Raw genomic sequence first — 21,371 nt, 5'->3', positions numbered from 1 at the left:
AGGAATTTAATAAATAAAATGTTGGATAAAATGTCAAATAAGGTTTTAATAGCGCCTTTAATTCTTATTATTTTTCTTTTTTTAATAGCGAATTTCGCCCTTTTTTATATGAAATTCGTAGAAATTTATGATACGAACGGTACGTCTAACTACTATAAATATAGCAAAAGTACAATTGAGTTCGTAAAAAATTATATAGATGGCGCAAATGATGAAGATAGTATAAATAAAAGACTTAAAAGTCTTGATTTTTTGTATTTAAAAGGTGTGGTTTTAGATATAAACGGTTCTAAATTTGAGACTAAGTATAAATTCGGAAATGATTTGAGCGAATTTGATGTTTTAAGCGAGTACCCGGATGCAAAAGATAAGTTAAAAAACACGAATAATCCGTTTTTTGCTAAAAAAATACTCTTAAATAATAAAGTAGAAATTTCATATATTGAAAAAATAGATGAAAATAGAGCTATCGGGTATGAAAAGATCATGCCTTTTAAAATAAATACTATATATTCAAAAGAGTTTTTAGAATGGTTTTATACAAATATGCTTTTTAGCCTTATCGCAGGAGTTATATTTATGATAACTGCGGTTTGTATAATGCTTAAGTTCTATTTTATGCTGAAAAAGACGATGAGACTAGATAACATAGAAATGAAGCGTATAAATAGACTTTTAGAGATTAAAAATAGAGCCTTAAAAAAAGAGCTTTACATAGATAATCTTACAAATATGCCAAGCAGATATAAGCTTGAAAGAGATATAGCGGACTTAAAGCATCCAAGAATAATCGTCATAGACATAGATGATTTTAGCAATATAAGCGACTATTACGGAGATATGATTGCAAATAGAGTTTTGATAGAAGTATCGTCCGCTATAAAAGAATTTGCAAAGATAAACGGACTTAGCGCTTATAATTTTAGACTTGATAAGTTTGTGCTTTTAGAAGATAGCGAATTTGATATAGATAGATATGAGGCTATAGCAAACGACTTGATAGATAAATTTAAAGGCTATATTATACGTATAAATGATGAATATGGTGAAAATATACTTATAGAAATTTGCTGCAGTATAGGTTTTTGTCTTGATTATAAAGATCCTATTAAAAAGGCTTTGATGGCTTTGAAAAGAGCTAAACAAGAGCATAAAGATTATCTTTGTTATTTTACTTATATGGATACTACCAAAGAGTATATAAGGCGCAAAAGACATTCTCATATAATTAGCAAGGCGATTATGAATAACCAAGTAGTTCCGTATTTTCAACCTATTTTCGATAAAGATAAAAACGTCATAAAATATGAAGCTCTAGTTAGAATAGTAAATAACGAAGATGGAGTTTTGTTGCCTGGTATATTTATAAAAGATTCAAAACTGATAAAAAGATATGCTTGCATTACAAAAACTATCATTGAAAAATGCTTTTTACAAGCCAAGCTTAATCCTAATGTTGTTATATCCGTAAATATAAGCATCGGAGATATGATAGATGGGGACGTTAGTGCTTTTATAATAGAAAAATTAAGCGAAATGCAAGTTGCTAAACAGATAGTTTTTGAGGTTTTAGAAGATGAAAATATGGAAGATCCAGATAGAGTAAAAAGCTTTATAGATAAAGTTAGAAGAATGGGCTCAAAGATAGCTATAGACGACTTTGGAAGCGGTTATAGTAATTTTTCTTATATACTAAAAATCAAACCGGACTACTTGAAGATAGACGGCTCTATCATAAAGCGCGTAAGCACACAAGAAGATTCATATATTGTAGTTTCTGCTATAGTTGCTTTTGCTAAAAAATTAGGTATCAAAACTATAGCCGAATTTGTATATAATGAAAGTATATTTAAAAGATGTATAGAAATAGGAGTCGATGAGTTTCAAGGATTTTATCTTGGAGAACCAAACGATAAATTTATAGATTAGCGGAGAAAAATGATGGAGAGTTTTATTCAAGGACTGTTTTTTGGATGGGGCGCAGCCGTGCCAGTAGGTCCTATAAATATACTTATAATGTCTTATGCTCTAAAATCATACAAGTTAGGAGTAGCTACCGGACTTGGGGCTATGAGTGTCGATGTTTTGTATCTCGTGCTACTTAGCTTTGGTGTGTTGCAAATTTTAAACCAGCCCGTTTTATTTAATATATTAGCGATTTTCGGCTCTTTATTTTTGATTTATATAGCGTATTTAACTTATAAAAGTGCCGATAAACTGATTAATCAGGATTTAAATTTAAAAGAGAACTCTTTTACCCGCTGCTTTGTAAAAGGCGCTTTTTTAAATTTAATAAATCCTTATATAATAGGCTTTTGGCTATCGGTATCTAGTTTTGCTGCTAAAAGCTCTAGCACGACTTTAAGTTTAGCGGGTCTTATAGCGGCTATAGGAATTTGGATTTTGGGGCTTCCTTTTGCGGTAAGTCGTTCAAAACGTTTTATTTCTCAAGGCGTAGCAAAAATATTTGCATATTTTTCTGCCTGTTTAATGGCGGTTTTTGCTATTATGTTACTTTTTAACACATTTTTTAAAGGCTAAATATGGAAGTTGTAGAAATTTTAAAAGAGCTTTTGAAATTTAAAAGCATTACTCCAGATGATGATGGTGCTATGAATTTTATAAATATGTTTATGGATGGATTTGATGCTGATTTCGTTGATGTAAATGGCATAAAAAATCTTATTTTGACAAAGAAATTCGGAGATGGCGTTCATCTATGTTTCGCAGGTCATATAGACGTAGTGCCTGCCGGAGACGGCTGGGATAGTGATCCTTTTGAACCTGAATTAAAAGATGGTTTTGTTTATGCAAGAGGCGCCCAAGATATGAAAAGCGGAGTAGCGGCTTTTTTATGCGCATGTAAAGACGCTACTAAATTTAACGGAACTCTTAGTATAATCCTTACTAGTGATGAAGAGGGAGACGGTATTTATGGCACTCTAGAAGCCCTTAAATTTTTAAAAAGCAGAGGAAATTTACCGGACTTTGCTTTAGTTGCCGAGCCGACATCTTCAAGTACATTTGGCGATACTATAAAAATCGGTCGAAGAGGCTCGGTAAACGGGGTCGTAACAATAAACGGAGTTCAAGGTCACGCGGCTTATCCTGAAAAATGCGTAAATCCTGTACATCAATTAGCTAGCGTTTTTTCTGATTTTGCAGGATATGAACTTGATAGCGGCAGTAAGTATTTTGGTGCTAGCAAGATTGTTATTACTGATATTAGAGGAGGTATGGAGGTTGTAAATGTTACGCCAAAAAGCGTAAAAATTATGTTTAATGTAAGAAACTCTGAATTAACTAGTTGTGAAGATATAAAAAGATATACTGAGCATATTTTTAATGGATTTGATTTTACTTTAAGTTTAAAAGAGAGTTCAAAACCGTTTTTAACAGATGAAAGTTCAAAGATAGTCATTCAGGCTCAAAAAAGCATTGAAAATATCTGCAAAATTTCACCTGATCTTAGTACTAGCGGCGGTACTAGCGATGCTAGATATTTTGCGGCTTTTGGAGTTCCTGTTGTAGAGTTTGGAGTAGTGAATGATAGAATTCACGCCATAAACGAGAGAGTTTTACAAAGCGAGGTGGAGTCTTTATATCTTGTATTTAAAGATTTAATTGAGAATTTTGAGTAAATTTTTTTAATGATATTTTTTTAAATTTTTTTAAATTAAAATGATATATACTAATCGAACAATAAATCTAGGAGTTGGACTATGAAAGAAAAGCATTATCAAGTTGCCATTGTCGGTGGAGGTATAAGCGGTGGAGCGCTTCTATATGAACTGGCAAGATATACGGATATAAATAGTATGGTTTTAATAGAAAAATATGGCGGGCTAGCAACTTTAAACTCAAAAGGTACGGCAAATTCTCAAACAGTACATTGCGGTGATATAGAAACAAACTATACATTTGAAAAAGCCAGCAAAGTAAGAAAAACAGCCAGAATGGTCGTAAAATACGGTCTTCAACACGGCTACCAAAACAAATATATGTTTGATGGTCAAAAGATGGCTATAGGCGTAGGCGATAGTGAAGTTGAATTTATAAAAAAACGTTATGAAGAGTTTAAAGTTCTTTATCCTTATATAGAATTTTACGATAAAGACGAATTGTCAAAAATAGAGCCGAAAATTATATATGATGCAAATGGTTTTGCAAGAAATGAAAACGTAGTCGGAATGGGCGTTAAAAGCGGTGAATATACTACTGTGGATTACGGAGCTTTTACAACTACTTTTGTTGATAATGCTAGAAATGAAGGAAAAGAGTGTGATTTATACCTAAATAGCGAGGTGCAAAACATAACTCAAGCCGGCGATAAATTCTTCATAGAAACCAAAAACGGTCTGTCTATTAGCGCAAATTTCGTTGTTGTAAATGCCGGAGCGCATTCGCTATTTTTGGCCCATAAAATGGGCTATGGGTTGGATTTTGGTTGTTTACCAGTAGCGGGAAGTTTCTATCTTACTAAACAAAAACTTTTAAACGGTAAAGTTTATATGGTGCAAAATCCAAAACTTCCTTTTGCGGCTTTGCACGGCGATCCTGATATTTTAGCTAATGGCTGTACGAGATTTGGTCCAACTGCACTTGCTCTTCCAAAGCTTGAGAGATATCATGGAACATATAGAAGTTTTATGGATTTTTGTAAAACTTTAAATTTAGACGGTGATATAGTTAAGATATTTTACGATTTATTTAAAGACTCTGAGATAAGAAATTATATACTTAGAAACTTTTTATTTGAAGTTCCGCTTTTAAATAAACAATTATTCGTAAAAGATGCTAGAAAAATAGTTCCTAGCTTACAAACCGGCGACATATATTATGCAAAAGGTTTTGGCGGAGTAAGACCTCAAGTTCTAAATAAAACTGAGAAAAAATTAATGCTCGGCGAAGCTAGTATAAATACTAAAAAAGGAATTATTTTTAATATGACCCCAAGTCCTGGAGCAACTAGTTGCCTTGGAAATGCTTTGAGAGACGTTAAAGAGATTTGCGCGTTTTTAGGCAGTACATTTTATGAAGATAAATTTAATGAAGAGCTTGTCGATAAAGAGTAAAGATAATATAGATAGTCTGGATTTTTATGCAAAAATAGAACCTCTTTTAGGATTTTACGAAGCTTACGATGAGCTCTATAAAAAATATCTAAATTTAATTGAATCGCTTAAATTTGAAAATGGTGATTTGGCTCTTGATTTTGGCTGCGGAAATGGGAAATTTAGTTTATTATTGTCATCTAAATTTAAAGTTTTAGGGCTAGATATTAGCCCTAAAATGGCCGAAATTTGTAGCTTGAAAGGCATAAAAACTCTTGTTTGTCCTATAGACAAACTTGATATGGAATTTGATCTTATAACAGCAGTTAGCGACGTGCTAAACTATATGACTCAAAATGAGTTGTTTAAGTTTTTTAGTTCTGCTAGCAATAAGTTGAAACCCGGCGGATATCTTATTTTTGATCTAAATACGCAATTCGGTTTTGATAGCGTGGCTAGCGGAAGCTTATATATCAAAGATAAAAATAATGATTTAATAATAGACTCAAACTATGAAAACAAAAGTCTTAATACTGAATTTATATATTTTGAAGAGCAAGATAATTTGTATAAAAAATCTAAATTTGAAATTACTCAGTACTATCACTCTTATAAATTTATAAAAGATAATTGCCCATTAGAGCTTGTAAAAACTATGAAAATAGAGCTTTTTAGCGACTCTTTAGCCGATAAAGAAATTTATATATTTCAAAAACAGACTTAGTAGCCAAATTGTAGTTTAATTTTTGCTATAATTAAGATAAAAAATAAGGAGTAAGTCTATGATAGATAAAAGAACAAAAATCGTAGCCACAGTAGGACCGGCTAGTGATAGCATAGAGACGATAGAAGCCTTAGCAAAAGAGGGCGTGAACGTATTTAGACTAAATTTTTCTCACGGAACGCATGAATATCATAAATCAACATTAGATAAAGTTAGGGAGATTGAAAAGAGATTAGGATTTAGATTGGGTGTTTTGCAAGATATTTGCGGACCAAAGATAAGGGTAGGAAAGCTACAAAATCCGTTTGAGCTAAAAGCAGGAGATAAACTCATAGTCGTCAAAGACGATATAATCGGCTTTCAAATTACTCCAAATGAGTATAAACTTAGTATAAATCATCCTGAAATTTCAAATCTTATAAAAGAGGGCGAATATATATATTTATATGATGGAATGATTAGAGCTAAAGTCATAAAAGTTGCAGATCGGATAGAAACTATTATCGAAAATGATGGAGTTTTAAACTCAAATAAAGGTGTAAATTTTCCAAATACTAAGCTAAATATCGAAGTCATCACAGAAAAAGATAAAAAAGATCTAGAATGGGGCGCGAAAAACGGCGTGGATTTTGTTGCGGTTAGTTTTGTACAAAATGCGAAAGACGTGCAAAAAGCAAAAGATCTCATAAAAGAATTCGGCGGACACGCTAAAGTTTTTGCAAAGATAGAAAAATTTGACGCCGTTGAAAATATAGATGAGATAGTACGCGTGAGTGACGGTATAATGGTAGCTCGTGGAGATCTTGGCATAGAAGTTCCATATTACAAAGTGCCATCCATTCAAAAAAGTATCATAAGAAAAGCAAATGAAGCAAACAGACCAGTCATCACCGCAACTCAGATGATGCTTTCAATGGCAAAAAACGAAAGTGCAACAAGAGCCGAGATCAGCGACGTGGCAAACGCCGTTTTAGATGGAACTGACGCGGTTATGTTAAGTGAAGAAAGTGCTGTGGGTATAAATCCTGTTGCGGTTGTAAGGGCGATGAGCGCAACCATAGCAGAGAGTGAAAAGATCTATCCTTACGGTAAATTCGATGAGTTTTCTTTTGTAGATGAAACCGATATGGTAGCAAGCTCAACTTCAAGACTAGCTACTAGGATAGGGGTTTGTTCTATTATCTCTATAACAAGTTCTGGTCAAAGTGCGGTGAAAATGGCTAGAAATCGTCCAAATATGGATATCATAGCAGTGGCTCACGACGAGGAAACGGCCAGAAGTTTGACTATAGTTTGGGGAGTAAAACCGTCTCTTGTTATAAAAAAAAGCAGGTTAAATATCTTACTTGCAAACGCTATTCAAGGACTGCATAGAGCAGGACTTATAAGCGATGAATGTACTTATATAATGACCGCCGGTTATCCTACTGGCGCCATTGGAAGTACAAATTTTATAAGAATACTAAAAAAAGATCAGATAGACTATTATTTAGACGCTGCTTTGTAGCGTGATGGGGGAAATTTGGAAAAGTTAGACATAGATATAAAAGGTATTAAAACTTCGCTTATTTACGAGTATAGTTCGTCTTTGCCTATTGTAAATTTAAAACTTGTGTTTAAGGTAGCAGGAAGCATTTATGCTATAAAACCAGGTCTTGCAAAGATAAGTTCCGCTTTGCTTAATGAAGGTACAAAGCAACTTGGAGTAAATGAGTTTAGCAAACGCCTTGAAATGCTTGCTATAGATATAAATGCAAGCGCGGGATTTGAAAGTTTTTCTATAGAGATAAACTGTTTAAAAGAGCATTTTAAATTTGCTTTTGATATGTTGATTAAACTTTTGAGTGATCCAAACTATAGTGAAGATACGTTAAATAAGTTAAAGATCAATGCTTTAGGAACTATAGCGGCGAACGCTAGCGATTTTGACTATCAAGCAAAAGTGAAGTTAAATGAAATTTTATTTAACGGAACAAATTTAAGTATGCCTTCTATCGGTACAAAATCTAGTATAGAGAGCATAGAGATAGAGGATATTAGAAATTTTTTGATACATAATCTTGATATATCAAATTTATTTTTAGTTTTGGGCGGAGATATAGAGGTTTGCAATGTTGATTTTCAAGCTTTGAAAAATGTTTTAAAAAAGGGAAAACAACGAGAGATTGAGGAAATTCATACAAGCGACGAATGTAAAAAAGAGTTTATTGTAAAACAAAGCGAACAAGCATATATATATTTTGGCTCTCCATTTAGTGTAAAAGATGATGAAAAATATCTAGCTAGTGTGGCTACTTTTATACTTGGAAGCAGCGGTTTTGGAAGCAGACTTATGGAAGAAATTAGAGTAAAAAAAGGTCTTGCATACTCTGTATATGCTAGAAATGATCTAAATTTATCGTATAAAGCGATTAGTGGATATTTGCAGACAAAAAATGAAAGCAAGGATGAGGCCATAAGCGTAGTTCAGTCTGAGTTTGAAAAATTTATAGGAGACGGAGTTAGTCAAAAAGAGCTTGATCAGGCTAAAAATTTCTTGCTTGGTAGTGAGCCTTTGTCTAAAGAAACTCTATTTAAGCGTCTTTCTATAGCGCAAAATGAGTATTATTTTGGATATGAGCTTGGTGAATTTGATAGAAATTTAAATAAGATAAAGGCCTTAAAGCTTGATAGATTAAATGAGTTTATAAAATCTCACGATGAGATACTAAAACAGTCTTTTGCAGTAATTTATAATGAAATTTGACAGCGACGCCAAAGATCTAAAAAGCATCGGTATAAACTCACTTCTTGATTTAGCTTTGATGTTGCCTAAATCCTATGATGATTTAAGTATTTCACACACCCCAAATGAAGGTGAAAATAGCGTTGAGATAGAGACTAAATTTAGTAAAAGAATAGGCTCTATGCTCACTGTTACGGCATGTTGTATTACATGGCAATGCGATATAAGATTAGTTATATTTAATGCAAAACCGTGGCACTATATGGCTTTTAAGAGCAGAAAGACGATGTTTATTCATGCAAAATCAAGCTTTAGTTATGGATCATGGCAATTTATAAATCCCAAAGTAGTCACAAAAGTAGGCTCTATAATACCGCATTATAAAACAGATATTACAGATGCAAAACTAGAAAAACTTATAAAAAAATATTTAAATTTAAAAAATCTTACAGATGAAGGGCTTGATTTAAAAGAAGCTAAAACCTTGCTTAGCATACATGAAAATAGTAAAAATAGCACAAAAATAATTGCAAATTTGCAAAACGATCCGAGTACTTTGAGAGTTCTTAAATTTGTAGAAATTTATAATTATATAAAAAAATTAAGCAGCAAAAAATCCCAATTTCCTGGAGTACGAATAAAGCCTTTTAATATCGACAGTTGGCTTGAAAGTTTACCATTTAAACCGACAAATGATCAATTAGCCGCAATAAAAGATATAAAAAACGATATAAGTCAAAATATAGCCGCAAAAAGAGTTATAATGGGAGATGTCGGCAGCGGTAAGACTCTTGTTATGCTTGCAGCTGCTCTTATGATATATCCTAAACCGGCGGTTTTGATGGCGCCAACTAGTATATTGGCCGATCAGTTATATAGTGAAGCAAAGCGACTTTTACCTAGCTTTTATAATACCGTATTAGTTAAAAAAGGTGCTAAAAATGTAGATTTTAGTGACGCAAATTTGATCATCGGAACTCATGTTTTATTGTATCAATCCTTGCCGCAAAGTCCACTTGTTATGGTTGATGAACAACATAGATTTGGCTCAAATCAGCGCAAAAAAATAGATGAGCTTACAAGGGATTTTGATAAAAGAGCTCATTTTTTGCAATTTAGCGCTACTCCTATCCCAAGAACGCTTAGTCTTATAGAGTCTCAGATTGTTAGTTTTAGTTTTTTAAAAGAGATTCCCTATAAGAAAAATATTCATACCATCATACTGCAAAACTCTGGATTCAGTGGACTTTTAGAGCATTTAAAAAACGAAATTCAAAAAAACAGACAAGCTATAATAGTATATCCACTTGTAGAAGAAAGCGAAATGAGCAGTTATCAAAGTTTAAGTGAAGCTAGCGGTTTTTGGGAATCTAGATTCGAAAAAGTGTATTTAACTCACGGAAAAGATAGAGATAAAGAAGATACTTTAAAAAAATTTGCCGACGATGGAAATATTTTACTTACGACGACTGTCGTAGAAGTAGGTATATCGTTACCAAAACTCTCTACAATAGTTATAGTAGGTGCTGAGCGTTTAGGTCTTGCTACTCTTCATCAGCTCAGAGGGAGAGTCGGTAGGAACGGCGGCGAGGGTTGGTGCTATATATACACTAAACTAAAAGATCCGCCAAATAGACTTTTAGAGTTTTCTAGGACTTTGGACGGATTTTTAGTGGCAAAATTAGATCTCAAAAATCGTCAAGCAGGAGACGTTTTAGACGGAACTTTACAGCATGGAGCTACATTCAATTATTATGATATGGAAGAAGACATTACTCAAGAAGCAACCCATAGGCTTTGCAAATTTAAAGCCCCATAAAAAGGCTTTAAATATTATTTGACAGAAGTGGTTTTCTTTGGATCTCGCTTATAAGATAGTTTGCGCTATTTATAGCTTCTATCTTGCTTAGTGAGAGTTCAGTTTTTTAGGTTGCTTAATATCCTTTTATGTATGAATATGATATATCCAAGATCTATTTTTGATTGTTACAAATAAAATTTATTGATTGTAAAAGAAAAATTAAGAACAATTTAGATATAATTAAGCATTATTTTATATAAAATTAAAGGTATAATATGAGTAAGTGGAATAGAGACAGCTGGAGAGATTATAATATTTTGCAACAACCGCATTATCCGGATAAAAATGAACTAAAAAATGCTGAAGATAAGCTAAAAAGTCTACCGCCGCTCGTTTTTGCCGGAGAGGTCAGAAATTTAAAAGATGAATTAAAAAACGTTACGCTAGGAAAAAGCTTTTTGTTGCAAGGCGGAGATTGTGCTGAAAGTTTCTCTAATTTTAGTGCAAACGGTATAAGAGATATGTTTAAAATAATGCTTCAAATGGCAATAGTATTGACATTTGCCGGAGGCTGTCCTGTAGTCAAAGTAGGTCGCGTCGCAGGTCAATTTGCTAAGCCTAGAAGTAGCGATTTTGAAGATATCGACGGAGTGAAACTTCCAAGCTATAGAGGCGATATTATAAATGGTTTTGATTTTACGGAAGAGGCTAGAATACCAGATCCAAAAAGAATGATAGATGCTTATTATCAAAGTGCTTCTACGCTAAATTTATTAAGAGCATTTTCGCGCGGAGGGCTTGCAAATTTAAATGAAGTTCATAGATGGAATCTTGGATTTATAAAAAAAGCAGAACTTGATAATAAGTTTGAAAAATTAGCAGATGAACTTACCGGGGCGCTTAAATTTATGGAAGCGTGCGGTGTGACGACTCAAAATACTCCGACGCTTAGCGAAACAAAACTATATACGTCTCACGAGGCATTGCTTTTGCCTTATGAAGAGGCTTTAACTAGAGTAGATAGCCTTACGAATGAATGGTATGATTGTTCGGCTCATATGCTTTGGATAGGTGAAAGAACACGCGGAATCAATGATGCGCACGTGCATTTTTTAAGCGGTATAAAAAATCCGATAGGGTGCAAAATAGGACCTGATGGCAAACCGGGCGATATCATATCTTTAGCAGGGAAACTAAATCCAGATAATGAACCAGGACGCCTAAATATCATTATTAGAATGGGAGCAGATAAGATAGAAGACAGGCTTCCTGCTATATTGAACGATGTAAAAAAAGAAGGACTTAATATCCTTTGGAGCATAGATCCTATGCATGGAAATACTATAAAAGCTAGCAGTGGATTTAAAACACGTGAGTTTAATAATGTTATGAGAGAGGTCAAGAGTTTCTTTGAAATTCATAGAGCGTGCGGTACAATAGCTGGCGGAGTACATCTTGAGATGACCGGTCAAGATGTAACAGAGTGTGTTGGAGGTGCGTTTAACGTTACTGAAGATTCATTAGGAAATAGGTATGAAACTCAATGCGATCCAAGGTTGAATGCGGATCAAGCCTTAGAGCTTGCATTTTTGATAGCCGATTTAGTTAAAAAGCGCTAAATTTAACCGTTTTTAATACATTTTTAAATTTAAATTAATAAATTTAAAGAATAAATTTAGTTGGATTATGAAATTTTATAATCCAACTAAATTTTGAAATTTATATTTTTTATATTTTACTTGTCTGACTTAAATTAATAAAAAAATATTATAAAAGTATATTATCTTATCTGCCCATTTGCGCGGATTATGTATTTATAAGTAGTGAGCTCATTTAATCCAACCGGACCTCTTGCGTGAAGTTTATTTGTGCTTATACCGATCTCTGCACCAAATCCAAACTCGCCGCCGTCGCTAAAACGAGTAGATGCGTTTGCATAAACACAAGCGCTATCTACTAAGCTTAAAAATCTCTCACAAATACTGTAGCTTTCACTAATTACTGCTTCAGAGTGTCCTGAGCTAAATTCGCTTATATGTTCTAGAGATTCTTCCAAATTTTTTACTATTTTTAAATTTAGTTTAAAATCAAGGTATTCAGTAGAGTAGTTTTGTTCGTTTGCCAACTCACAATCTATGATTTTTGCTGTTTTTTTGCAGCCAAAAATTATAACATTAAACTCATCTAGCGACTTTTTTAAATTCGGTATAAACTCATTGGCCACTTCTTCGTGAACCAAAATAGTTTCAGCAGCGTTGCACACTCCTGGTCGTGAGCATTTCGCATTTACACAAATACTTAATGCTTTATCAAGATCCGCAAACTCATCAACATAGATATGACATAGTCCTTTATCGTGTTTTAAAACCGGGATTGTTGCATTTTGGCTTACGAATTTAACTAAGTTTTCACCACCTCTAGGAACTATAAGATCTAGATATTTATCCATATTTATAAGCTTCTTGACTTCGCTTCTATCGATATCTAGATAAACAACGCAGTTTTTGTCTAAACCGCATTTTTGTAAAGCTTTGTGGATGGCTTTTATTATGGCCAAGTTCGTATTTTTAGCTTCTTTGCCGCCTTTTAGAGCGCATCCGTTTGCACTTTTTATACAAAGTGCGGCTACTTCGGCCGTGACATTTGGGCGAGACTCATAAATCGTAGCTATATTACCAAGCGGAATGGTGATTTTTTCTATTTTTAGTCCGGATTTTGTCTGCCAACCATCTTTTATTACGCCTATAACATCTTTTAAATTTGCTATATTTTTTATGGAGTTGCATAGATTTTCTATGCTTTTACTAGTTAATTTTAATCTATCTTTTAATGCGCTGCTGAGATCTTGAGCAAGATCTAAATCAATCTTATTAGCAGATAAAATTTCATCTTTGGCACTCATAATTTCGTTTGCAATGTTAATAATCAAATTTTCTCTTTGAGTTTGAGTTAGAATAGACAGTGACTTTGATGAGTTTTTTAAATTATTTAGTAATTTTTCCATTTTTACCTGTTCTTTAAGGAGAATTTTGGTAAATTTTACGATTTATAAGCTTTAAAACAAATAATATACGGAGAAAAAATGGAAAATATATACGATGTGGTCGTTATAGGCGGCGGACCTTTTGGTATAGCCACTGTTGTTGAAGCCAAATACAACGGCTTTAAGAATGTTCTTCTGCTTGAAAAAGGTGATAATCACTCTCAAACCATACGAAAGTTTTACAAAGACGGAAAGAGAGTCGATAAAGTTTATAAAGGTCTAGATAGCCAGACTCATGGAAATGTCGAGTTTTTTGACGGTACAAAAGAGAGTACTTTAAATTACTTTGATAATCTTCTTGACAATGGCAAAATAGACGCGGTGTTTAATATTGAAGTTGAAAGCGTAAAAAAAGACGGCGATATATTCAATATAGTAACATCAAAAAACACCTATAAATCTAAAAATGTGATGATAGGAATAGGAAGAATGGGCAAACCTAACAAACCTGAGTATAAAATTCCGCCATCACTAACTCAAATAGTAAATTTTAATCTAAATAGCTGTAATTGCGGTGAAAATATACTAGTCATAGGCGGCGGAAATTCCGCAGCAGAGTACGCTATAGAGCTTAGCAAATGTAACACCGTAACGCTTTGCTATAGAAAAGAGAAATTTACTAGATTAAACGAGATAAACGAAGCACAAGTTTTTGAATATTTTAACGATAAAAAACTAAACTTAAAGCTTGGAATAGACGTTATTGGTCTAGATAATGAAAACGGTAAGGTAAAAGTTAATTTTAGTAATAACTCTAGTGAAATTTACGATAGAATTATATATGCTATAGGCGGCTCTACTCCGGTTGATTTTTTACAAAAATGCGGTATAGAGTTAAATAAAGATGGAGAGCCGATCGTAGATGAGCATCTTCAAACAAATACTCCAAGGCTGTTTGTAGGAGGAGATATAGCTAGTAAAAATGGCGGAAGTATCGTAGTAGCTTTAAATGATGCTCATACCGTGATTGATTATATTATAAAATCAAAATAAGGTTTCGTGTTGAAATTTAGAAAATTTGCTCAAATTTTATTTTTAGTCGGTACTATTTTTTTCATTTTAGGTTGTGAGACCAAAGATGAAAAAGCTCTAAATCAAGATAAACTTAAATTTAGCGACCTTTCTATGGCGGAGCAAGACAGATATATCAGTAAAGACGAGTTAGATAAATTAGGTAGTTATCTAACTCTTTTAAATAACAGAAATATTGATATAAATAGTGATGAGATCCCCTCAGGAAGCGTCGATGAGTTAAGAGATAAAATTGCTGAACTTATTCAAAAAAATAGACTTCTTTTTGCAGATAATGAAGAATTAGCTAAGAAAAATTTAGAAATTATCACAAAGTTAAGAGAGCAAAATTCTCTTAGGGAGTCTGAAAATAAACTAATTTCAGCAAAATATCTTGATTCTATGAATGAGGTCGAAAAGCAACACTATAAAAATATCAATGATCTTACTAAAAAGATAAACGAAGTTCAAAAAGAAAATATCCAAAGCATAAAATCATATGAACAAAAGATAATCGGTCTTGAAAATAAGATCGATGAGTTAGAAAAAGAGCTTAGCAAAAAAGATATAAATTTCAACGAAAAAGTTTCAAGTGCTACAAAAGATCAGTTAGAAAAAAACAAAGAGCTTTCACAAAAAAATAGCTATCTTTTAGAGCAGACTCAGGTACTTAAAAAACAAGTAGATACTTTATCTAAAGAGTTAGATAGTAAATTAGCCGATAAAAAAACTCAGATTGATACTTTAAATCAGACTATTTTGACCAAAGATAATAAGATAAACGATCTCTTAGCGTCTCATACAAATGAGATAATTGAGCTTCAAAACAAGCATTCAAAAGCTTTATATGATATAAAAAATGAGTTAGATAGACAAAAAAACGACTATTTTGGAGAGTTGAATTTAAAAAATAGCGAGCTTGAAAAGTTGAATAACGATTTTAAAGAGTATAAGCTAAAAAAAGACGAAGAGTTAAAAAATGCTGAAAATAGGGTTTTAACAAATTATAAAAAGATAGAAACTCAAAGATTAAATGCCATAAAAAGTGATTACGAGAGGATAATTTTTGAACAAAACAGAACGATAGCCGCATTTGAAGGAAAAATGATAAATTTGGAGCTTAAATTTAAAAAAGATTTAGAAGCTAAGGACGCAAACTATGTAAATACGCTTGAGAATTTAAAACAAAAAGCGCTTTTTTTAAAGAATGATGAAGATAGGTTAAGAGCGGAATTTGATAAAAATATAACATCTTTAAAATCGCAAATCACGCTAAAAAACATACAAATATCAGAGTTGGATTCTAAAATAAAAGAGCTGGAAAATGAGAAAAACGATATCAAAAAAATTCAAAATTATGAAATTTTAAATAACATGATAACTAAGCTAAATGCGCAAAATGAAGAGCTCAAAAATTATGCTAAAAAGGCTTTAGATGAAGCTAAAAAAATGGTTTTAGAAGCTGAAAATAAGGCAAAAGAACAAAACGATAAGCTAAAAAACTATTATGAAGAACTGATAAAAAATATAAAAAATCAAGATAATCAGCCGGTTTTAAGTGATATAAATGTAGATTCAAAGAGATTTTTATCAGAAATTAGCTGTTTGAGTTTAGATAAAAGTGCAAAGCTTGATAAAGATTGCGAAAATAAATTAAACGATATGATAAAAAAGTATGGCAAAAGCCGTATTTATGAGATAAAAGCCGTTATAAGCGATTTTAAATTTTTAGGAGACGATAAAGTCGGTGAGCTAAAAAACGTAAATCTTTTAAATTTAAAATCGACAAAAGATATGTTAAACGCAGCTTCAAAAGCCATAAATTCTAAGATTAAAGATCCGATGTTAGCATACTCTAAAGATGTTTTACTAGAGCAAAGCGGATATGGATTTGTCATTAAAGTTTATGAATGAAACTATTTCAACTAAAAGAAGGGTATCGTTATAACAGCGATACTCTGTTTTTATATGACTTCATATCTAAAAATCAGATTTTTGGTAATGTGCTCGATGTGGGCTGCGGCTGCGGAATTTTAGGATTGCTTTTAAAAAGGGATTTTATAAATTTAAATCTTAGTTCCATAGATATCCAAGAGATAAATTCCACCATAACGCAGCTAAACGCGGATGTTAATAATCTTGTTGCAGCTGTTATTTGTGACGATTTTTCTAAATTTAAAAGCGAGATTAAATTTGATTTTATAGTTTCAAATCCGCCGTTTTATAATAGTCAAATCACAAAAAGCGAAAATGAACATATAAGTATTAGCAGATATAGTTCTAGCCTTGATCCGTTAAGTTTTTTTAAGTCCGTAAATGCAAATTTAAAACCTCAAGGAGTCCTGTATTTTTGCTACGATGCTAGAAGAGTAGGAGAAATTTTGCCTATTTTAAGCAGTTTAAAACTCAAGCTAACAAAGCTTAGATTTGTGCATTCAAGGATAGGTGAAAGTTCAAAATTAGCTCTGTTTGAAGCAAAGAAAAGTTCAAAATCTATGTGCGAAATTTATCCTCCTCTTATAATTTTTGATGAAAATGAGTTTAGCGGTGAAGTTAAAGAGATATTTAAAAAATCGGATACAAAAAGTGAGATTTACGAGTGTTAAAAGAATTTGGTTTTGACTACTGCTTTGATAGCTCAAAGTGTGAAGTATGCGGTGCTAAATGCTGCACCGGAGATAGCGGATATATATGGATAAGCGAAGCCGAGATGGAGTCTCTTAGCTCACATTTAAAGCTTAGCTTACCGGAGTTCAAAAAACTTTTTACGTACCGCGTAGGAGTTAGATTTAGTTTAAAGGAAAAAGAGTATAATGGCGCGTATGCTTGCTTATTTTTCGATGAAAATAATAAAAATTGTAGTGTTTATGAATTTAGACCAAAACAGTGTAGGACGTTTCCGTTTTGGGATTATTTTAAAAAGCATTTTAATGAATTGGAGAAAGAATGTATTGGTGTAGAGCGGCTCTGATTTTCACTTTATTTTTAGCCGGTTGTGCAGATAAACAGAGTGTTGGCGCGAAGAAAAATGAAACTTTTTTTAAGTATTCTGATATAAATACAACTATAGATTTAGAAGCTATGAAAGGGTTTTATCTGCTTGGAGATGCAAAATCGAAAGATGCATTAGAAGTATTTTATATGCTTTACAAGACGACTAAAAAGCCTATTTTTTTAAAAGAGGCTCTTAAGATAGCTTTCGTGATAAAAGATGATAGATTAGATGAGCTTATAACAGATGCTAGAGAGATTTTAAACGCTGATTATGATGTTATAAGAATCGAAATAGGGTATTATATTTTAAAATCACAGATTAAAGATGCTAAAGATCTTGCTTTAAATTTAATACAAAAAGAGAGCAATAATAGCATTAATCACTCTATTTTAGCAACTATTTATCTTTTTAATGATGAACCTATAAGAGCTTTAAAAGAGTTTAAAAAAGCTTATGAGATTGAGGGCAGTGAAGAAAATTTATTAAAACTTGTAGATATGCTTGATAATAAGCTAGATAGAACAAATGAGGCTATAAGATATCTTAATAATTGGATAGGGGAAAACGGCTGTTCTAAGCCGGTCTGCTTTACTCTGCTAAATATTTACTCTGCTAAAGGTGAGCTTGATTTGATGATTGAAGTGTATATAAAACTATATGAAGCTTACGAAGAGAGCGATTTTTTAAACAGAGCTTTGGAAATTTTGCTTTATAAAAAAGATGTTATCTCTGCTAAAGAACTTTTAGAAAAGTATAGTTTTAACGAGCCTATTTTGATGGAGATATATGCCGAGTTAAAAGAGTTTCAAAAAGCTTATAATGTTGCTCAAGATCTATATAATAGATCGCAAAATCCAGAATATATGGCTAGAATGGCTATATATAAATACGAACAGAGTTCTAAAAATATCAGTAAATTTGAATTAGATATGGTGGTTAAGTTATTTGAAGGTTCTGTTTATGTTTTAAATAGCCCTATTTACTTTAATTATTACGGTTATTTATTGATTGATTATGAGATAGATTTGAAAAAAGGGCTTGATATTGCGAAAAAAGCTTATATTTTAGATCCGAATTCTCCTTATATTATAGATTCAATTGCATGGGGATATTTTAAGCTTGGCGAGTGCAAGGAGGCTAAAATGTGGATGGACAAGATACAAAGCGATACTAAATTTATGAAAGAAGACGAAGCAAAAGCCCATAAAACTGCTATTGATAAATGTTTTAATAAAGGAACAAAGTGATACTTGATGAGATAATATCAAAAACAAAGATAAACTTAGAAAACATAAAAGAGAATCTACCCTTATGCAGGCTAGAAAATGCACTTACAAACTCATATATACCAAGAGATGTAAAACAGGTTTTAAAGCAAAAAAATAGCATAAATATAATAGCTGAAATAAAAAAGGCAAGCCCGAGCAAAGGCGTGATAAAAGAAGATTTTGATCCATTAAAAATAGCTTTTGAGTATGAAAAAGCAGGTGTTAGCGCATTTTCTATATTGACCGAGCCTTTTTATTTTCAAGGAAGTTTGGAGTATATGGCACTAGTTAGAAGATATACTAATACTCCTATTTTAAGAAAAGATTTTATAGTTGATATTTATCAAATAGCCGAAGCTAGGTTGTATGGGGCGGATTTTATACTTCTTATAGCAAAAGCGCTTGATAAGTTTTACTTAAAAACTCTTTTTGAATATGCAAAAAGTTTAAATTTAGAAGTTTTGATGGAAATTCACGATGAGACCGATCTTGAAAAAGCGTTATTTGTAGATGCCGATATAATAGGCATTAATCACAGAAATCTACAAACTTTTGATATGGATATGGAGCTTTGCATAAAGCTTATACCTCTTATCCCTAGTGGCAAAATTATAGTTGCGGAGAGTGGATTATATAACAATTCAGAACTAATAAATTTAAAAAAACAAGGTGCTGATGCGTTTTTAATAGGTGAACATTTTATGCGTCAAGAAAGTATTTATAATGCGGTAAAAGATATGAAAGGTGAGTAATGGAACATGAGTTTTCTCCTTGGAGGGCTGAGTATTTTAAGACTAGAAAAGATGATGGAGTAACGGATCATAGTTGTGTTTTTTGCGATATTGCTGAAAATATCCAAAACGACGAAGAAAACTTTGTGCTTTTTAGGGCTAAAAATTGTTTCGCCGTAATGAACAGATATCCATATACTTTGGGCGAATTTATGATAATACCTTATATTCATACCGACAATATTGAGAATTTAGACAAAAATATATGGTCTGAAATGAGCGATCTTGTTCAGTTAGGAGTCGGAGTTTTAAAAGAAAGTCTTAATGCAAATGGTGTAAATATAGGTATGAATTTAGGCTCTGCAGCAGGTGCTGGGATCGCTGAGCATATACATTATCATTTAGTTCCTCGCTGGAGTAGAGATACGAATTTTATCACGACCATAGCATATACAAGAGTGCATGGAGTTCCGTTTTTAGATCAATATCACACATTAAAGAAAGCTTTTCAAAAGGTTTTTAAGTGAAAATTCTATTTTCTCCAAGTGAAAGTAAGATGTCTGGCGGATCTAGAGATGCATCGGTAAATTTTTCATGGGTTTTTCCAAATTTAAATGATAAACGTCTGGAAATTTTAGAGATGTATAACAGTTTTTTAAAAAAAGCTAATAAAAATGAGCTGCAAGCTCTGTTTGGTTTGAAAAAAGATAATGAGCTTGAATATTACTCTAGCGATCTGTTTTCTCGTCCACTTATGAAGGCTATTTTACGTTATAATGGCGTTGCTTATGAGCATCTAAATTATAGAAATTTGGATGAAAGATCAAGAAAAATGATTGATGAAAATACGATTATTTTTTCAAATTTATATGGTGTGATTTTAGCAAAAGATATGATTTTTGATTATAAGTTAAAACAAGGTGAAAGCATAGGTGGTTTTCGTACCGAAGTCTTTTATAAGAAGTATTTTAGTGGTGTTTTAGATGATTTTTTAGATTCTGATATTTTAGATCTTAGGGCTGGATTTTATGAAAAATTTTATAGTCTAACCAAGCCATATACTACTATTAAATTTTTAAAAAATGGTAAGGTCGTAAGTCATTTTGCAAAAGCTTATCGAGGGATCGTGCTTCGCTGTATCGCATTAAATCAGATATCTAGTTTAGATGAATTTTATAATATGCAAATTCCTAACCTAAAGATAAATAAAATTATTAAAAATAGATTAAAAACAGAGATCGTCGTTGATATAATCGGCTAAGTTTCAGCTATTTTTAAATTTAAAACAGATATGTTTTATACTTAAACTAAATTTAATATAATTTTTTGTATAATCCAACTTCTATTTTATAGTTATTTATTACTCTAAGCCTAAATGGTGAAATTGGTAGACACGCTAGACTCAAAATCTGGTACGGGAAACCGTGTGTCGGTTCGAGTCCGACTTTGGGCACCAGGGGTTTTGTATATAACCCAACTCAATTTTAATGTTAGTTTTAATTTATAGCAATAATAATATTTATATACCACTAACTACAAATTTATATTTTATACTGCATTAAGCTTTTTCCAACCTAATTTTAGTTAAACTTTTAAAAACATAGATAAATAGTTTAAATTTAATGTTCCTATGATATTTAACTTATTATTGTTATTTTTTTAATTTAGATTGGAAAATAAATTTATTCTCATTATTTATAGCTATATTATATATATAACAAATAATCTATTTTTAATAGTTTTAGATAATATCTTTTAATTTATTTTTTATCTTAATTGCTTTTTTAAATTTACTTAGATGATGAGTTTATTATAGTTTGCTAATGACAATGTTTGTGTTGAAACCTCATATCGCTCGTATCGGCTTTACCGGCGTTTATCGTTTGCTAATGACAATGTTTGTGTTGAAACAAGAGCAAACATGGCAGAGACCTTAAAAGAGAAGTTTAAAGGCGTGCTAAGTGCAAATACTAGCTATTTTGAAGGAGTGAGCGACCACATTATAAGTCAGGCTCAAAA

Annotated in this window: 18 protein-coding genes and 1 tRNA gene; 18 read left to right on the top strand and 1 reads right to left on the bottom strand. The window is 32.0% G+C overall.

Translation table 11 applies throughout. The features are described 5' to 3' along the window. The first annotated feature begins 108 nt into the window (after positions 1-108). The 9 genes from RVY88_RS08545 (at position 109) to RVY88_RS08505 (ending at position 11,923) form a co-directional block, all read left to right on the top strand. Positions 109-1,929 carry an EAL domain-containing protein gene (locus tag RVY88_RS08545; protein WP_202930998.1) on the top strand — a complete coding sequence of 607 codons (1,821 nt, stop codon included), beginning with the start codon at positions 109-111 and terminating at the stop codon, positions 1,927-1,929. A gap of 12 nt (positions 1,930-1,941) precedes the next feature. After that, positions 1,942-2,541, top strand: coding sequence for a LysE family translocator (locus RVY88_RS08540; protein WP_223261875.1), 600 nt, complete (start codon positions 1,942-1,944; stop codon positions 2,539-2,541). A 2-nt stretch (positions 2,542-2,543) separates the two neighbouring features. Further along, positions 2,544-3,641, top strand: a complete 1,098-nt coding sequence (dapE, locus tag RVY88_RS08535) for a succinyl-diaminopimelate desuccinylase (protein WP_002849032.1) — start codon at positions 2,544-2,546, stop codon at positions 3,639-3,641. An 81-nt stretch (positions 3,642-3,722) separates the two neighbouring features. After that, positions 3,723-5,075 carry an FAD-dependent oxidoreductase gene (locus tag RVY88_RS08530; RefSeq protein ID WP_002849033.1) on the top strand — a complete coding sequence of 451 codons (1,353 nt, stop codon included), beginning with the start codon at positions 3,723-3,725 and terminating at the stop codon, positions 5,073-5,075. Further along, positions 5,035-5,778, top strand: a complete 744-nt coding sequence (locus RVY88_RS08525) for a class I SAM-dependent DNA methyltransferase (protein WP_041738332.1) — start codon at positions 5,035-5,037, stop codon at positions 5,776-5,778. Before RVY88_RS08530 ends, RVY88_RS08525 begins: the two co-directional genes overlap by 41 nt. Positions 5,779-5,839: 61 nt before the next feature. Next, positions 5,840-7,285, top strand: a complete 1,446-nt coding sequence (gene pyk / locus RVY88_RS08520) for a pyruvate kinase (protein ID WP_202930999.1) — start codon at positions 5,840-5,842, stop codon at positions 7,283-7,285. A gap of 15 nt (positions 7,286-7,300) precedes the next feature. Beyond that, the gene (locus RVY88_RS08515) at positions 7,301-8,524 is read left to right on the top strand and encodes a M16 family metallopeptidase (RefSeq protein WP_162167484.1); all 1,224 of its coding nucleotides are present in this window, start codon (positions 7,301-7,303) and stop codon (positions 8,522-8,524) included. After that, positions 8,514-10,322 (top strand): ATP-dependent DNA helicase RecG, encoded by a 1,809-nt coding sequence (gene recG / locus RVY88_RS08510; protein WP_162167485.1) that lies wholly within the window; start codon positions 8,514-8,516, stop codon positions 10,320-10,322. Before RVY88_RS08515 ends, recG begins: the two co-directional genes overlap by 11 nt. A 257-nt stretch (positions 10,323-10,579) precedes the next feature. Beyond that, positions 10,580-11,923, top strand: a complete 1,344-nt coding sequence (locus RVY88_RS08505) for a class II 3-deoxy-7-phosphoheptulonate synthase (protein ID WP_111738173.1) — start codon at positions 10,580-10,582, stop codon at positions 11,921-11,923. Between the two features lie 161 nt (positions 11,924-12,084). On the opposite strand, the gene RVY88_RS08500 is transcribed toward RVY88_RS08505, so the two are convergent. Beyond that, entirely contained in the window at positions 12,085-13,308 is a 1,224-nt protein-coding gene (locus tag RVY88_RS08500; protein ID WP_042960230.1) for a glutamate-5-semialdehyde dehydrogenase, read from the bottom strand. A gap of 78 nt (positions 13,309-13,386) precedes the next feature. Here RVY88_RS08500 and RVY88_RS08495 point away from each other — a divergent pair, with 78 nt between their 5' ends. The 9 genes from RVY88_RS08495 (at position 13,387) to RVY88_RS08455 (ending at position 20,808) form a co-directional block, all read left to right on the top strand. Then, on the top strand, positions 13,387-14,340 hold the full coding sequence (locus RVY88_RS08495) for an NAD(P)-binding domain-containing protein (RefSeq protein WP_002849044.1): 954 nt from the start codon (positions 13,387-13,389) through the stop codon (positions 14,338-14,340). Positions 14,341-14,349: 9 nt separating this feature from the next. After that, positions 14,350-16,272 (top strand): hypothetical protein, encoded by a 1,923-nt coding sequence (locus RVY88_RS08490; protein WP_162167486.1) that lies wholly within the window; start codon positions 14,350-14,352, stop codon positions 16,270-16,272. Continuing rightward, on the top strand, positions 16,269-16,964 hold the full coding sequence (locus tag RVY88_RS08485) for a tRNA1(Val) (adenine(37)-N6)-methyltransferase (RefSeq protein ID WP_162167487.1): 696 nt from the start codon (positions 16,269-16,271) through the stop codon (positions 16,962-16,964). The genes RVY88_RS08490 and RVY88_RS08485 overlap by 4 nt, the downstream gene beginning before the upstream one ends. Then, positions 16,958-17,329 (top strand): YkgJ family cysteine cluster protein, encoded by a 372-nt coding sequence (locus tag RVY88_RS08480; protein WP_002849046.1) that lies wholly within the window; start codon positions 16,958-16,960, stop codon positions 17,327-17,329. The genes RVY88_RS08485 and RVY88_RS08480 overlap by 7 nt, the downstream gene beginning before the upstream one ends. Further along, positions 17,305-18,600 (top strand): tetratricopeptide repeat protein, encoded by a 1,296-nt coding sequence (locus tag RVY88_RS08475; RefSeq protein ID WP_162167488.1) that lies wholly within the window; start codon positions 17,305-17,307, stop codon positions 18,598-18,600. The genes RVY88_RS08480 and RVY88_RS08475 overlap by 25 nt, the downstream gene beginning before the upstream one ends. Next, positions 18,597-19,373 carry an indole-3-glycerol phosphate synthase TrpC gene (gene trpC / locus RVY88_RS08470; RefSeq protein ID WP_038453123.1) on the top strand — a complete coding sequence of 259 codons (777 nt, stop codon included), beginning with the start codon at positions 18,597-18,599 and terminating at the stop codon, positions 19,371-19,373. Before RVY88_RS08475 ends, trpC begins: the two co-directional genes overlap by 4 nt. Continuing rightward, on the top strand, positions 19,373-19,879 hold the full coding sequence (locus tag RVY88_RS08465) for an HIT family protein (RefSeq protein ID WP_011731890.1): 507 nt from the start codon (positions 19,373-19,375) through the stop codon (positions 19,877-19,879). The genes trpC and RVY88_RS08465 overlap by 1 nt, the downstream gene beginning before the upstream one ends. After that, positions 19,876-20,613 (top strand): YaaA family protein, encoded by a 738-nt coding sequence (locus RVY88_RS08460; protein WP_011731891.1) that lies wholly within the window; start codon positions 19,876-19,878, stop codon positions 20,611-20,613. Before RVY88_RS08465 ends, RVY88_RS08460 begins: the two co-directional genes overlap by 4 nt. 108 nt (positions 20,614-20,721) lie before the next feature. Beyond that, positions 20,722-20,808 (top strand) — tRNA-Leu (locus RVY88_RS08455). Positions 20,809-21,371 lie beyond the last annotated feature (563 nt).

Source organism: Campylobacter sp. TJR-1, from assembly GCF_032840035.1.
GTDB classification, from domain to species: domain Bacteria; phylum Campylobacterota; class Campylobacteria; order Campylobacterales; family Campylobacteraceae; genus Campylobacter; species Campylobacter fetus.
The sequence above is the reverse complement of the archived record's forward strand: the minus strand, read 5'-3'. Positions and strand labels throughout refer to the sequence as shown.